The organism is Clostridium oceanicum, from assembly GCF_039521385.1.
GTDB classification, from domain to species: domain Bacteria; phylum Bacillota; class Clostridia; order Clostridiales; family Clostridiaceae; genus Clostridium_F; species Clostridium_F oceanicum.
Window position 1 is genome coordinate 253,101 of record NZ_BAAACG010000019.1, and the last position, 15,265, is coordinate 268,365.

Annotated in this window: 13 protein-coding genes; 3 read left to right on the plus strand and 10 right to left on the minus strand. The window is 25.3% G+C overall.

The window, feature by feature from the left end:
• Nucleotides 1–216: 216 nt before the first annotated feature.
• From ABDZ71_RS17655 to ABDZ71_RS17675, 5 genes are all read right to left on the minus strand, one after another.
• Nucleotides 217–1,059: a YitT family protein gene (locus ABDZ71_RS17655; RefSeq protein WP_343763814.1), complete on the minus strand. Its 843-nt coding sequence runs from the start codon at nucleotides 1,057–1,059 to the stop codon at nucleotides 217–219.
• 373 nt (nucleotides 1,060–1,432) lie between these two features.
• On the minus strand, nucleotides 1,433–1,738 hold the full coding sequence (locus ABDZ71_RS17660; RefSeq protein WP_343763816.1) for a hypothetical protein: 306 nt from the start codon (nucleotides 1,736–1,738) through the stop codon (nucleotides 1,433–1,435).
• A gap of 168 nt (nucleotides 1,739–1,906) precedes the next feature.
• Entirely contained in the window at nucleotides 1,907–2,065 is a 159-nt protein-coding gene (locus tag ABDZ71_RS17665; RefSeq protein ID WP_343763818.1) for a hypothetical protein, read from the minus strand.
• Nucleotides 2,066–2,116: 51 nt separating this feature from the next.
• Nucleotides 2,117–3,070 carry an alpha/beta hydrolase gene (locus tag ABDZ71_RS17670; protein ID WP_343763820.1) on the minus strand — a complete coding sequence of 318 codons (954 nt, stop codon included), beginning with the start codon at nucleotides 3,068–3,070 and terminating at the stop codon, nucleotides 2,117–2,119.
• A gap of 203 nt (nucleotides 3,071–3,273) precedes the next feature.
• A complete protein-coding gene (locus ABDZ71_RS17675) occupies nucleotides 3,274–3,789 on the minus strand; it encodes a muramidase family protein (RefSeq protein WP_343763822.1) in 516 nt (171 codons plus the stop codon).
• A 212-nt stretch (nucleotides 3,790–4,001) separates the two neighbouring features.
• Here ABDZ71_RS17675 and ABDZ71_RS17680 point away from each other — a divergent pair, with 212 nt between their 5' ends.
• Entirely contained in the window at nucleotides 4,002–5,660 is a 1,659-nt protein-coding gene (locus ABDZ71_RS17680) for an amidase family protein (RefSeq protein WP_343763824.1), read from the plus strand.
• A gap of 200 nt (nucleotides 5,661–5,860) precedes the next feature.
• On the opposite strand, the gene ABDZ71_RS17685 is transcribed toward ABDZ71_RS17680, so the two are convergent.
• A complete protein-coding gene (locus ABDZ71_RS17685) occupies nucleotides 5,861–6,391 on the minus strand; it encodes an ECF transporter S component (protein ID WP_343763826.1) in 531 nt (176 codons plus the stop codon).
• A 275-nt stretch (nucleotides 6,392–6,666) separates the two neighbouring features.
• Between ABDZ71_RS17685 and ABDZ71_RS17690 the strand changes: the two genes are divergently transcribed.
• Entirely contained in the window at nucleotides 6,667–8,241 is a 1,575-nt protein-coding gene (locus ABDZ71_RS17690) for a MutS-related protein (protein WP_343763828.1), read from the plus strand.
• A gap of 356 nt (nucleotides 8,242–8,597) precedes the next feature.
• Nucleotides 8,598–10,190, plus strand: a complete 1,593-nt coding sequence (locus tag ABDZ71_RS17695; protein WP_343763829.1) for a MutS-related protein — start codon at nucleotides 8,598–8,600, stop codon at nucleotides 10,188–10,190.
• Nucleotides 10,191–10,315: 125 nt separating this feature from the next.
• Here the strand turns inward: ABDZ71_RS17695 and ABDZ71_RS17700 are convergent, their stop codons facing one another.
• The 4 genes from ABDZ71_RS17700 to ABDZ71_RS17715 all read right to left on the minus strand — a co-directional run bounded on the left by ABDZ71_RS17700 (nucleotide 10,316) and on the right by ABDZ71_RS17715 (nucleotide 15,039).
• Nucleotides 10,316–10,468, minus strand: coding sequence for a zinc-ribbon domain-containing protein (locus ABDZ71_RS17700; RefSeq protein ID WP_343763830.1), 153 nt, complete (start codon nucleotides 10,466–10,468; stop codon nucleotides 10,316–10,318).
• Between the two features lie 198 nt (nucleotides 10,469–10,666).
• Nucleotides 10,667–12,868: a DNA topoisomerase III gene (locus ABDZ71_RS17705; RefSeq protein ID WP_343763832.1), complete on the minus strand. Its 2,202-nt coding sequence runs from the start codon at nucleotides 12,866–12,868 to the stop codon at nucleotides 10,667–10,669.
• Entirely contained in the window at nucleotides 12,865–13,113 is a 249-nt protein-coding gene (locus ABDZ71_RS17710) for a GIY-YIG nuclease family protein (RefSeq protein ID WP_343763834.1), read from the minus strand. Before ABDZ71_RS17710 ends, ABDZ71_RS17705 begins: the two co-directional genes overlap by 4 nt.
• Before the next feature lie 354 nt (nucleotides 13,114–13,467).
• Entirely contained in the window at nucleotides 13,468–15,039 is a 1,572-nt protein-coding gene (locus ABDZ71_RS17715; protein ID WP_343763836.1) for a DEAD/DEAH box helicase, read from the minus strand.
• Nucleotides 15,040–15,265: the final 226 nt, after the last annotated feature.

Here is a 15,265-nt window from a genome sequence, read left to right on the forward strand (position 1 = left end):
TATTTTAGGAACATTAAAATAAATAATAAGTCAAAGATGGAAGGAATATTTTGTAAAATACAATGACTTAGATCTAATAGTTTTGCTATTAGTAGGTTCTAAGGAAGAAGTAATTTGCAAAATAGACTAGCATACTGGCTTATTTATTCTTTAATGTACCAAACATATAGCATTTAATAAATAGCTAATCAGTAGTAGTATAAGTAATTTTAAAAATTATATAATATTATTTTGTCTATATTTCCCTAAAATTTCTGTAACTGAAGAAACTGTCATAAAAGCAGATGGCTCTACTTCTTTTATTATCCTTCTTAAATTATTTAATTCTCTATTTTGAACTACTACATACAAAAGTTTCTTTTCATTATTTAAATATCCTCCAGTAGCATCAACTATAGTTACACCTCTTGACAATTTAAATTGGATTTCTTTTAATACTTTTTTATGGTTTTCACAAATTATTATACATTGTTTACTAGATGAAATACCTTCTTGAACTATATCCATAGTTTTTCCTCTAGCAAAACTCATAACTAAAGCGTATAATATAGATTTTATTCCAAAAACATAACCTACTAATATGTATACTAATATATCCTGAGATAACAATATTCTTGATAAAGGTATCTGAGGAAATTTCTTTTTTATAGCTTTAGCTAATATATCCGTTCCTCCTGTAGATCCTCCAGCCATAAATATAAGTCCATATCCAGCTCCCATTAAAATACCACAAAGTAATGCTGATAAAAACATATCATTCAAAGAAGGAACATTAAATTTTCCTAAAAAATCAATCAAAAAAGATGATAGTACTACTAAAAACCCAGTCTTCATAGTAAAATTTATTCCTATTAATTTATAGCTTACAAAAAACAGCGGAACATTTATAGCTATTATAGCTATACCTACTTTAACTCCAATAAGAGCATTTAAAGATGTAGCTATACCTGTTACTCCTCCAGTTCCTATCCTATTTGGAATTAAAATAACAGCTATTGATGCAGCTAATAATATACATCCTATAGTCATTATTAAATATTCTTTTATAACATTTTTCATAAGTCTTCACCTTCCCCTTTCATATATTAAATAATCTTAGATTTATTATTGTAATTTTAAAATAAATTTATTTAATATTTTATATCATTTCAAATTGAATAATAACATTTTCTATTCATTGTGTATATATTAATTTAGTTAAATATATTAATTTAAACACATAAAAATAAATGCTACCTAAAAGCTAGAAAGTCATTTTATAAAATTTAATGATATTGGTTCTACTAATACTACTTATTAGCGAAATCCTAAAAAATTGCTTCACTAAATAACTTATCAACTAACTAGTTATTTATTTAAACCTATCTTATATCTTATGTAAAAAAAGGACACTTAAACATATATGTTTAAGTGTCCTTTTTTGCTTTATATATTAATTTAATAACTTTCTTATGTCATCAACAGATTTTATATCTATTCCTATATTACCCAGTATTTTAAAAGCCACATATGCTTCTATTCCTAAAGCTATCATAAAAAGTAACCAAACTAAACCAAATTTAAATTCAGAAAACTGATCTTTTAGATACCTACCCTTAAATAAAGATATTATATCTGGAGTAATAGCATATCTAGCATCTCTTTTCAAATTTTTTTTACTTCCAAATACCATTTTAGTTATACATTTTAATATAAAAATATTAAAAATCACAAATATTATAATACCTGCTATTAACATATAAACTTCTCTCCTAACTTAAAATTATAAAATAATTTTATATTAATAAAGAAGTCTTAACAATTTATATGTCTTACATTTAATATTTCTATCCTTACAATTTTGTAACATAGAAAATTTAAAATATACTTAAAACTATATGGACATACTAATATATCTTTTAAATAACTAATCTTTATTTTTTTCATCTCTATTGTAAAGATTTTCTAAATCATTATAATATTCTTCTAATTCTTTATCATCCTTAGCTGCTTTACATAATGCCAATATAACAATAAACCATATTATAGATAACACTATTATAGAAATTATTATAATTTTTTTCATAACATACTCCTAGTTCATTTTTATTATAATTTAAAATGCAATATTTTAATATTATTTATTATTATTCAAAAATGAAATAACTTTCTCTTCATATTCTTTCTTATAAAGTAAATATGATTTTATATGATCAGCTTTGTTAGTAAACCAAGCTTGTACATTATCTTTATTGTTAACTTCATTGTATATAATTTCACTATTTTCATATGGTATAGCCTTATCGTCTTTACTATGAATTAAAAATAACCTTTTATCTTTAAAATTATTTGCAGCTTTAGTAGCATTAACTTTATTTATATCTATTCCTCTTAATGTAGGAAGGCAAGCCAATATAATATCTGTAAAAGGAAACTTAGGCAAGTGAGACCAATAAGGTAAATTCTTCTTTAAATAATCTTTTAAATTAGCAAAAGGACTATCTGCTACAACCTTATTTATATCTTTTGACTCTTCTCCTGCTAATATAGATGCTACAGCCCCCATAGACCATCCCATCAAATTAATGTCAGTAGATTTTTTATCTTTTTTTACAAAATCAATTGCACTTAAAAGATCATATTTTTCGAACTGTCCTATAGAAACAAAATCTCCTTCTGACTCTCCTGAACCTCTAAAATCGAAAGTAAATACATTATAACCTTCTTTAGCCAATCTTTTAGCTAAATTTATAACTGATATATCATATAATCCTCGGTTATCTCCATATCCATGAGAAAAAACTACAGTTTTCTTACTTTCTAATACTTTCTTTGACTTTTGTGCTGGTATCCACCAACCTTTTAATTTTGTTTTATCATAATTACTCTGAAAAGAAATATCTTCATAAATCAGTCCATATTTTTTAGGAGTACTTTTTATAATATCCCTTTTAGGTTTGGTTAAATTCCAACCTACATAAATTGAAATGCCAACCATACTTAAAAATATAAAAAGTAATAAACTCACAAATCCAATGATTAGCTTATTATACTTACTTTTCTTTTTCTTTTGAATTTTATACTCTATCATCTCTTCTCCTTTTAATTTTATTTATATTTTTTAAATCAAATTAATTTTTAAGTTCAAGTTATTAATTGTTTTTTTAATCTATGTAAAATATTATCATACATAAGCGAATGTTGTCCACAAAAAAGCCTGTATACAATACATACAGACTTTTATAATATATTAATAAAATATACTCATAGTTTCAAATCTATTATTTCATATATCTAAACCGGTGCTTCTTCCTCTGGAATACAAATTTTTATACCTGGTATTTTAAATTGACTAGGGGCTGTTATAGAATTATACCTAAGTAAATCTGCTACACTTACAACAAATTTTTCTGCTATATTAACTAAATTATCTCCTTCTTCAACGGTATAAACTCTTTTACACACAAGGCCTGTTCTATCTGATGGAATACATATTTCTTGTCCTTCATATATGTCCTCTAAAGAAAATCCTGGATTAGCTCTTTCTATATCTTGAAGAGATAAATCGTATTTTTCCATTATAACAACATAGTTATCTCCTTTTTTTACTTTATAAATTTTCCCATAAGGACATTTTTTATCATACATTGGCACAAAAATAACTTGACCTATCATCAAATTATAAGGATCAATCCCTTTATTAGCCTTCATAAGCATTTCAAGTTCTATATTATTATCTTTAGCTATCCTATATAATGTATCTCCCTTTTTTATAGTGTAATATGACCCATATTCATATAAGTTATCCATAAAAACTCCTTCTATTATATTTATATCTAAAGATATTATATGTTTTAATATGAATAATGTTATTAAATAATAATTTTTATGATTATAATATAAAAATTATAAATTTATATTTAATATTAAGCAAATAATAATATCAATCAAAGATTTTATTAAGAATTGTACTATATAATTAACATTAAATTAATAAAAACAAATGAAGGAGATATAATCAAATGAAAATTTTCAAAAGAATACTCATTATACTTTTAGTTATTATATTAGCAGGTGGTACTTTTTTCTACTTCAGGATAAAAAAAATGATGGATCCTAATAACTTTGTGAAATCTCAAGTAGAAAAGCAATATGATAAAGAAAAAACTGCCCCTTTAAAAGAAAATTTAGACTTCACTCCATTTAAAGCTAACATTGATAAAATGTCTGATTTAAGATATTCTGATTTAGAAAAACTTATAGTAGGCTCTAACATAGATACTATACATAAAAATATTACTGAGAAAAAATTTACAATAGAGGATTTAGTGACTTTTTATGTTAAAAGAATAAATAAACTAGACCCTAAACTTAATACTATAATTGAATTAAACCCTGAGGCATTAAATATAGCTAGAAAATTAGATAAAGAAAATAAAACTAATTTTTCTAAAGATAGCCTATATGGAATCCCTGTTCTTTTAAAAGATAATATAGCAACTAAAGATAAAATGCATACATCAGCTGGTGCTGCTGCTTTAAAAAAGTCTAAACCAGATGAAGATGCCTTTATAGTAAAAAAACTTAGAAATTCAAATGCTATAATACTCGGAAAAGCAAATCTAAGTGAATGGGCTAACTATACATCTTCTAATTTTGCAAATGGTTTTTCTGCTCTAGGAGGTCAAACTCATAATCCTTATGGAAAATTTGATGTAGGAGGTTCCAGTTCAGGTTCAGCAGCTTCTGTAGCCTCTAATTTATCTACAATTTCAGTTGGTTCTGAAACTGCTGGATCTATGATTTATCCATCTAGTCAAAATAGTGTTGTTGGTATTAAACCATCTTTAGGTTTACTAAGTAGATATAAAATAATTCCTATTGCAGAAGCCCAAGACACTGCTGGTGCTATAGGAAAAAACGTGTCTGATGCTACAGTTCTTTTTAACAAAATGATAGGTTTTGATGAAAATGATTCAATAACAAAAGATGCTTCTAAATATGAAAAAACTGATTACACTAAATTTTTAGATCCTAATGGTTTAAAAGGAATGAATATTGGTATAGCTACTAACAAATTAGTAACTATGCATTATAGAGATGACGAAGATAAAATAATTGATAAAGTTATAAAGGATTTAAAGAAACTAGGGGCTAATGTAAAAGAAATAAAATTAGATGATAGTTCTTTTAAAGCTAATTATAGTAATGTATTAAAATATGAATACAAAAAAGGAGTAAATGATTATTTAAAAAGTATAAATAACCCTAGAATAAAAAATTTACAAAGCATAATAGAATATAATAAAAAAGATAAAAAAAGCAGAATCCCTTATGGTCAAGATTTGATGGAGAAATCTCAAAATAATAAAATCACAGAAAAAGAAAATAAAGATTTAGTAATTTCAAATAGAAAAATTACTTCAAAAGGAATTGATGATGCTTTGAAAAAAAATAATGTAGATGTAATTTTAACTTTAAGTAACTATTTATCTTCAGTTTATGCACCTGCAGGATATCCAGCCATAAGTGTACCTTCTGGATACAAACCAGATGGTGAACCTATTGGAATAACTTTAATAGGTTCCAAATTTCAAGAAGGCACTCTAATAAAAGCAGCTTACTCTTATGAACAAGGTACAAAATATAGAATTGATCCAAAATTAACTAACCTAAAATAATAATTAGAATTTAACAAATACAAATAATAATTTTAAATATAAAATTATTATAAATAAAAACATAAGAAAATGGATAAATTATTTTTTAAAATAAGCTTATCCATTTTTTCTTATGTTTTATAAATTTGAAAGAAATTTTACCTATAATTTTTATTTGTTATTTATTAATTATCATTTGATCTTTAAATCCTTATTTTTTCTTATCTATTATTTGCAATATTATTAACTCCGCTCTTATTTATAATAGGTTTTATTATAGCTGCAATAGGTATTGTTATTATAACTCCTATAGCTGTAGTTATAAAAGATGATATCATTTTTAATAATGCCACATGGAATCCAACAAAAATAAACCAATTAACTATAAAGTATCCTAATAATGAAACTACTCCACCTACTATAAAAGCTATAATGTTTTGCAACATACTGTTACCTTGCTTTTTAAACATAAATGATATATATCCTACAATATACCCTGTTAACCCCTTTATTATAAAAGTAGGAATAACCCACACTGCAAACCTAGGATCTAATGCATCAAATAAAGCACAGCCTATGGCACCTGCAAAACCTGCATCTTTTCCTATAAATATAGCAGATATAAATATAGCTGTAGTTCCTAGATGTATCATGGTGCTACTTCCTCCAAAATCAATTGGAATATGAAGATATGTACCTACAAAACATATAGCAGCAAAAAGTCCAATCAAAATTATTCTTCTAGTTTTCAATTTAATCCCTCCACATTTTTCTTATTAATATATAATATATCCTTTAATAAAAATAGAAAAATGTATGGGTACACTCAATATAATACATATATTTTCAGTATCTATATTTATTGACATTTTTTTATACTGTGTATATAATTTATATACACAGTATATATAGTTATTGACATTATAATTTGTTAATATATACTTTTAAGATATAAAGATCTTAATTTTAAACTTATTATATATTTCATATACCCTACTAAGATTTCAAACAGAAAGCGGTGATTATTATGTTCCAAACTTCTAAAAACTTAACTTATATAAGAAGTATATGGCCAAAGGGAGAAAAAACAAAAACAAACTTAAAATTAGCTAAAAAATATAATGATATTGTAGAAAAAGAAAATAAGAATTCAATAGATGACCAAACTTGGTATGACTTAGATATGGATTCTGTTTTCCCAGTAGTCAATAAAACTATAACTACTCCAGGAGAACATGTATTATATAATATGTTAAGAACCCCTTTATATGATGAAAAAAAATTAAAAGACAGAGATACCATAATATCCTTATTTCAAGAAAATGCTTCTATAAGAGAAAACCTTCAATTAAAACTTTTAAAAATAGGAAAGCAAAAATTTGGAGATGTATTATCTCTTTTATGGGATGATTTAGAAGAAAATAATTTTATGAGAATATTAACTTTAATTTTAGGAACTCTACCCTTAGTACTTATAGTTTTATCTATATTTTTTGGTTTATATATGATAGCTTTTATATTTCCTATATTTTTAATAAACATGACCATACACTATAAATCAACTAGTAAAATACAAGTTCAAATTAATTCCATATCATATTTTTCAAAACTTATAAATGGATGTAAATACATAAATACTCTAGACTTAAAAGAACTTTCTCATTACAAATCAAAATTAGATTCTATATTAAAAAAGGTAAAAACTATTTCTTCTAATTCATCAAGTATTAGTAGAATTGAAGGTATAGATGTTCTAGGAGATTATTTTGCTACTATATTTTTATTTCAAGAAAGAGCTTATTATAAAATAATAAAAAATATTAAAGACCATAGGAATGATTTAAGAGATTTATATAACCTTATAGGTGAAATGGACGCATTTATTTCTATAGCAGCTTATAGAGAATGTTTACCTCACTATTCAAAGCCTGAATTTGTAAGCACTAAAAAATACTTTCAAATAAAAGATGCAATACATCCATTAATAGAAAAGGCTGTACCAAACTCCATAACATTAAATAAATCTGGTGTAATTTTAACTGGTACAAATATGGCAGGTAAATCTACATTTTTAAGAACTGTAGGACTTAACGCATTAATGGCTCAAACATTTTATACATGTACAGCAAAAGAATATGTAGCTAACTTTTTTAATATAGTGTCTTCCATGGCTCCTAAAGATAACGTACTAAAAGGAAAAAGTTATTATTTAGGGGAAGCTGAAGCAATACTTAGGATAATAAATAAAGTAGATGAAGAACCTACTGTTCTTTGTGTTATAGACGAAATATTTAGAGGTACAAATCCAGTAGAAAGAGTAGCTGCTTCTGCAGAAATTTTACAATACATAATAGATAGAAATTGTATACCAATAGTTGCTACTCATGATCACGAACTAACAAAGTTATTAAAAGGAATTTACAAATGCTATTATTTTTCAGAAGATGTGGATGAAAAAGAGGGTCTAAAATTTGATTATAAAATTAAAGAAGGAGTATCTCCTACTACTAATGCAATAAAACTGTTAAACTATGTAGGATATCCTAAAAAAATAACAGAAGGTGCATATACTAGAGTTAAAAAAAGTGTATCAGCCAATTAATTAAAATATAAATTATCAATTAAATTAAATATTGTTTAATAAAGTTAGCTTTATATATTCAAATATAAAGCTAATTTTTTTATTTGATGTAACAATACTCCCTCTAATAATTTAATTAATAAATTTCAAACTTAAAAATTCACATATTACTTGCTTTTCTCATATCTATACATATTATTTCTCAAACTATATGAATACACCTTATAAGATAGAAAATAATATAATCTACCATCATAAATTATTCTGCCTATCATCTATTTTAATTGACATTATTGTTAATTTATATATAATTTAAAAGTATATACAAAAAAATAGTTATAACTTCTTATAATATAAAGCAGAAAGTAGTGATTCTATTGTTTAAAAGAACTAAACCATTAGACTATATAAGAAATATATGGCCTAATGGTGAAAGAAAAAAAAGAAGCATTATATTATCTAAAAAATATAATGATATTATTAGAAAAGATAAAGAAAACTTAATAGACGACCAAAGCTGGTCTGATTTAGACATGGATTCTGTATTTCCATTCTTAGACAAAACACTAACTACTCCTGGAGAACAAATACTTTATAATATTCTTAGAAATCCTTTATACAGTGAAAGTAAATTAAAAGAAAGAGATAGAGTTATTTCTTTATTTCAAGAAAACTCTCCTATTAGAGAAAAATTTCAACTAAAACTCTTTAAAATAGGAAAACAAAAGATTGGAAACATTTTATCTCTTTTATGGGAAGATTTAAAAGAGAATAAGTTAATGAGATTTTTGTGTATATTCTTTGGTACACTTCCCACCTTAATAATAGTTATAGAACTTATTTTCCACATAGATTTACTTGTTATCTTTCTATCAATAGTACCATTTTTATTTATAAATATGGTTATACATTATAGAACTAGTGCTGATAGAATTTCTCAAATTAATTCTATATCTTATTTTTCAAAATTAATGAATGTTTGCAAAGAGATATGTAACCTTAAAATTGACGAGCTTTCAGAATATAAATTTAAGATAAATTCTATATTTAAAAATATAAACATACATTCTGTAACTTCTAGTACTTATAAAATAAATAGAATTGAAGGTTTTTCACCTATTCTTGATTATTTTTCTATACTTTTTTTATGGGAAGAAAGAACTTATTATAAGCTAATAAAACATATTAATTTACATCAAAATGATTTAAGAAAATTATATGAATTAGTAGGTGAAATTGACGCCTTTATATCTATAGCAGCCTATAGAGAATCTTTGCCTTATTATACAAAACCTCAATTTACAGAAAAAGAAAAATACTTAAAAATTAAAGATTCAGTTCACCCTTTAATAGAAAAACCTGTACCAAACTCAATAATCTTAGATAAAAAAGGTGTAATTTTAACTGGTACAAATATGGCTGGTAAATCTACTTTTCTAAGAACTATAGGACTAAATGCATTAATGGCTCAAACTATTTATACTTGTACAGCTAAAGAATACATAGGAAACTTTTTTAATATAGTATCTTCCATGGCTCCTAAAGATAACGTACTAAAGGGAAAAAGTTATTATTTAGGAGAAGCTGAAGCAATACTTAGAATAGTAAAAAAAGTTAACGAAAAGTACCCAGTGTTATCTGTTATAGATGAAATATTTAGAGGTACAAACCCTATTGAAAGAGTTGCTACTTCAACACAAATCCTTAAATATGTAATAGCTAGAAACTGTATTCCTATAGTTGCAACTCATGATCATGAGTTAACAAAACTATTAAAAGATAATTATAAATGTTATTATTTTTCAGAAGATGTAGATGAAACTTCTGGGCTAAAATTTGACTATAAAATAAAAAAAGGTATATCTCCAACTACAAATGCAATAAAATTATTAAACTATCTAGGATATCCTAAAGAAATAACTAAAACATCTTATGATATGGTAAAAGAAAATCAAAAAATAGCTAAATAGACAAAATACTTTATCACTAAAAACTATTAAATTACTTCTAATTAAATTAACCTACTAAAATCTATAATATAAAAAAATAAAACCCTATGAGACTACGTCTTATAGGGTGTACATTTCAAATTATACTATCTATTTTCTCTTTGTTGTTTTCTTGCTCTTCTACATTCTGTACATCTTTTTGGTTCTTGGAAACCTTTTTCGTTGTAGAATTCTTGTTCTCCTTCAGTGAAAACAAATTCGTTTCCGCAATCTTGACATACTAAAGTCTTATCTGCCATCTTAACACTCCTCCTTTTATATTAAAATTAAGATTTAAATGACCCACATGTTACTTCCAAAAGAAGGAAATGTAATTGGCTTTATTAAATCTTCCTAGTTAATAATATAACACTATTAACACTTGATAAGTATATCACAAATTCATTGAATTTTCAATAAATAAATTTATCAAATCCACCATATATAGCAGTTTGCAGCTACATTTTCAATTTAGAAAGAGCATCAGCTAATGCTGAATTTATTGGCTCATTATTTTCTTTTTTTATCTTTTTCATATATTTTGAAACTTCTCTTTTATTTAGTTTATCACCTTGATTTTTTCTTCTTTTATTAAAAGATGATAATTTTTCTTTATAACTACAATTAGGGCAAACAAAAACTTGACCTTCACCTTGACCTCTTAATTCCATTTTTCTATGACACTCTGGGCATCTAGCATTAGTTACTTTTGATATAGGTTTTCTATAACCACATTCTCTATCTTGGCACACTAACATTTTTCCTTTTTTACCATTTACTTTAAGCAAATATTTTCCACACTGTGGACACTTTTCACCAGTTAAATTATCATGTTTATATTTTTCTTTACTATTTTTAACATCTACTACAAGTTTAGATGCATATTTTTTCATACTTTCTATAAATTTATTATTATTTAATTGTCCATTACTAATTTGAGACAATTGTTGTTCCCATTTTGCTGTAAGTATAGGTGATTTTAAATCTTCTGGTACAAGATCTATAACTTGTTTTCCCTTAGATGTAGGATAAAGCGCCTTACCTTTTTTCTCAATATAGAATATATTAAATAGCTTTTCTATTATATCTGCTCTAGTTGCAACAGTTCCTAATCCCCCTGTATTTCCTATAGTTTTAACAAGTTCCTTATTATTTGTATTCATATATTTTTGCGGATTTTCCATAGCTGAAAGAAGTGTTGCCTCATTAAATCTAGCTGGAGGTTTTGTCTGTCCTTTAACAGTTTTTATATCTGTTAATTTTACTTTATCTCCTTTTTTAAGTTCTGGAATATGCTGATCTTTTAAATTATCATTATCCTCATTTTGTTCATCTATTAATAAACTTTCTTTACCATATACTTCTTTCCAACCTTTTTTCTTTACACTTTTACCTTTTGCTCCAAAAATTTCTCCACTAATTGAAATCTTAACTGTTGTTTCATCATATTCAAAAGCTGGATACAAAACTGATATAAATCTTTTAACTACTAAATCATAAATATGCCTTTCTTCATTATTAAGCATAGAAAGTTTAACATTTTCTTCTGTTGGTATTATTGCATGATGATCTGAAACTTTACTGTTATTAACAAAATTCTTATTCCCTACTATTTTATTTTTTAATATTTTTAAACAAAACTCTCTATAGGGACCAATTGAAATATTTTTTAATCTTTCTTCTAAAGTAGGTACTATATCAGTAGTTATATATCTTGAATCTGTTCTTGGATATGTAAGCAATTTATGATTTTCATATAACCTTTGCATTAAAGATAATGTTTTTTTAGCAGAATATCCAAATTTATTATTTGCATCTCTTTGAAGTTCTGTTAAATCATATAAATGTGGAGAATTTTTCTTTTTAGGAGTCTTTTTAACTTCTATAACCTCTCCAATCTTATTTGTTACTTTATATATAATTTTATCTGCTTTATCCCTACCAAAAATTCTAGTTTGATTATTTTTAGAGTTTCTCCACTCTAAATCTAAATTATTATATTTTCCTCTTATATTATAATAATCTTTTGGAATAAAATTATTAATCTCTTCTTCTCTCTTAACAATCATTGCTAAAGTTGGTGTTTGAACTCTTCCTGCTGAAAGACTAGCATTATACTTACAAGTTAAAGCTCTTGTTATATTAAGTCCTACATACCAATCTGCTTCTGCTCTACAAACTGCTGATTTATATAGATTTTCATATTTCCTTCCATCTTTTAAATTTCTAAATCCATCTTTAATAGCTTTATCTGTAACTGAAGAAATCCATAAACGTTTAAGCTTTTTCCTTACATGAGCTTTGTCTATTATCCATCTTGCTACAAGTTCACCTTCACGACCAGCATCTGTGGCAATAACTATTTCATTAACGTCTTTTCTTAACATTTGTTTTTTAACTATGTTAAATTGTTTCCCTGTCTTTTTTATAACAACAAGCTTAAGTTTTGAAGGAAGCATTGGTAAATCCTCAAAATTCCAAGATTTATATTTTTCACTATAAGTCTCTGGAGAAGCTAAAGTAACTAAATGACCTAAGGCCCAAGTCACTATATAATTTTCATTTTCTAAACATCCATTATTTTTCTTGTTACATTTTAAAACTCTTGCTATATCTCTTCCTACAGAAGGTTTTTCCGCTAGCACTAAAATTTTGCTCATATTAACATCCTCTCAATCAGTTCTATTTTCTTTTTTCTAGTCAATTTTTTTATTTCGCATTCTCTTTTCATTGCCTCTTTATTAGTATTAAATTCTTCAAAATATTTTAGTTCAACTGGTATTCTAGCTCTTGTATATTTTGCTCCAGTTCCTTTATTGTGCTCTTTAACTCTTCTTTTCACATCAGTTGTCCACCCTGTATATAAAGTTCCATCATTACACTCTAAAATATATGTATAAGCCAATTAAATCAACCCTTCTCAGCTAATAACTTACATTATTAAAAGATTTATTGATATAAACATTTTTATTTATATGTTTACTGTTGTTAAAATATATTGTATTTTTATTTTACTTAAAACATATTTTCTATACACACTTGTATAATTATATCATAGAGACAATAAAAATATTAAATAACAAATTAATAATTATAAATTAGGTAATTTAAATATTTTCTAGTACCATCTTTTATAAGCTTATCTAAACATATTGCTGATTGAAAGTTAGGTCCATCTAATTATATTATTTATAAAAAAAGAACTAATAAAGAGATTTCTCCTTATCAGTTCTTTTTATTATATAACTTAAAAAACTTATTATTTTCTGTTTTTAGCTACTTCTATTTTTAATTTTCTTCCACATAATCTTTTTCCATTGCATTCACTAATTATATTTTCTACAACATCTTCTTTAGCATCTATAAATGTGAATTTTTCAAAGATATCTATATCACCTATATCTTCTTTATTAGTTGATGCATGATCACTTAAGAATTCAAGCAATTTTTTAGGATTAAGCTTATCCATACGACCAGCAGTTAAAAATAATCTTACATCTTTTCCTGATGAAGTTATGTTGTTTTCTGAATAATCCTGTTTTACATTCTTTCCATATATCATACTTACTAATGCAGCAGTTAAATTAACACTATCTTCTTCTTTGTTAAGATCTTTTGCAAAAGAAATAAAATCTTCATATTGTCCATTTGAAATTGTTTCTCTTATTTCTTCCTCTATTTTTTCCCACTTAGATGCTACTATATCTTCAATTGTAGGTACATCTTTTTTAGTTATTTTACTTTTTGTTGATTTTTCAATTTGTCTTAAGAAAGAACGTTCTCTTCTTGAAACAAATGTATATGCTAATCCTTTTTTATTAGCTCTTCCTGTTCTACCTATTCTATGAACATAAGATTCTATATCTTGAGGAATATCGTAATTTATAACATGAGACATATTTTCAACATCTATACCTCTAGCTGCAACATCTGTAGCTACAAGATAAGTTAATTTTCCATTTTTTAATTTTTTTAGAGTATTTAGTCTTTGATTTTGACTCATATCTCCATGCATACCTTCTACATTGTATCCTTTACCTTGCATATCTTCTACTAACTTATCTACACCTTTTTTAGTCTTACAGAATATTATTGCTATAGATGGGTTATCAACATCTAATACTCTACATAAAGACTCAAATCTATTTCTTTGATTAACTTCAAAATAATATTGAGTTACTGTTGATACTGTCATTGATTTTCTTACTACAGCTACATGTTTTGTATCTTCACTCATATAATTTCTAGCTAAATCTTTAATCTTACTTGGCATAGTCGCAGAGAATAACATTGTTTGTCTATCATCATTTGAATTACTGATTATTTCTCTCATATCATCAATGAATCCCATATTAAGCATTTCATCAGCTTCATCTATAACAAGAAATTGAATACTATCTAATTTTAATACTCTTCTACCTATAAGATCTAGTACTCTTCCAGGAGTACCTACAACTATATCTATACCTTTTCTTATAGATTTAATTTGTCTTTCTATAGGACTTCCGCCGTATACTGGAAGTAATTTTGCTTTTGAATGCTTAGATATTCTTTTTAATTCTTCACTTATTTGTATTGCAAGTTCTCTTGTAGGTGTAAGTATTATACTACTTATTTTTCCTTGTGTTTTAACCAAATTACTTAAAAGAGGAGCACCAAAAGCAAGAGTTTTACCTGTACCAGTTTGAGCTTGCCCTATAACATCATGACCTTCTAGAATAACTGGTATTATTTGTTCTTGAATTTTTGAAGGTGTAGTATACCCCATATCATCTATCGCTTTAAGTATATTTTTTTTAAGTCCTAGTTCATTAAATTTTGTTTCTGCCATTTCATACCTTCCTTTTTAACATCTTTTTGTGAATATGATAAAAAATATTTTATTTTATGAATTCTAATTTACTATTCTTATATGTAAAAAGATTCTTTAATTTTAAAAAAACTTCTTACCTCTCTAGAATTTAGAAATTCCTACCCAAATTTTTACCACTCTCATATTCCACTTAAAGATAAACCAAATTTAAAATTGGTATGAATCAGTTAATCAGACATTTTAA

Coding starts and splice junctions, on each gene's coding strand:
- ABDZ71_RS17705 (WP_343763832.1), bottom strand. CDS start 12,868: ATGAGCAAAATTTTAGTGCTAGCGGAAAAACCTTCTGTAGGAAGAGAT.
- ABDZ71_RS17715 (WP_343763836.1), bottom strand. CDS start 15,039: ATGGCAGAAACAAAATTTAATGAACTAGGACTTAAAAAAAATATACTT.
- ABDZ71_RS17665 (WP_343763818.1), bottom strand. CDS start 2,065: ATGAAAAAAATTATAATAATTTCTATAATAGTGTTATCTATAATATGG.
- ABDZ71_RS17690 (WP_343763828.1), top strand. CDS start 6,667: ATGTTCCAAACTTCTAAAAACTTAACTTATATAAGAAGTATATGGCCA.
- ABDZ71_RS17675 (WP_343763822.1), bottom strand. CDS start 3,789: ATGGATAACTTATATGAATATGGGTCATATTACACTATAAAAAAGGGA.
- ABDZ71_RS17655 (WP_343763814.1), bottom strand. CDS start 1,059: ATGAAAAATGTTATAAAAGAATATTTAATAATGACTATAGGATGTATA.
- ABDZ71_RS17680 (WP_343763824.1), top strand. CDS start 4,002: ATGAAAATTTTCAAAAGAATACTCATTATACTTTTAGTTATTATATTA.
- ABDZ71_RS17660 (WP_343763816.1), bottom strand. CDS start 1,738: ATGTTAATAGCAGGTATTATAATATTTGTGATTTTTAATATTTTTATA.
- ABDZ71_RS17670 (WP_343763820.1), bottom strand. CDS start 3,070: ATGATAGAGTATAAAATTCAAAAGAAAAAGAAAAGTAAGTATAATAAG.
- ABDZ71_RS17700 (WP_343763830.1), bottom strand. CDS start 10,468: ATGGCAGATAAGACTTTAGTATGTCAAGATTGCGGAAACGAATTTGTT.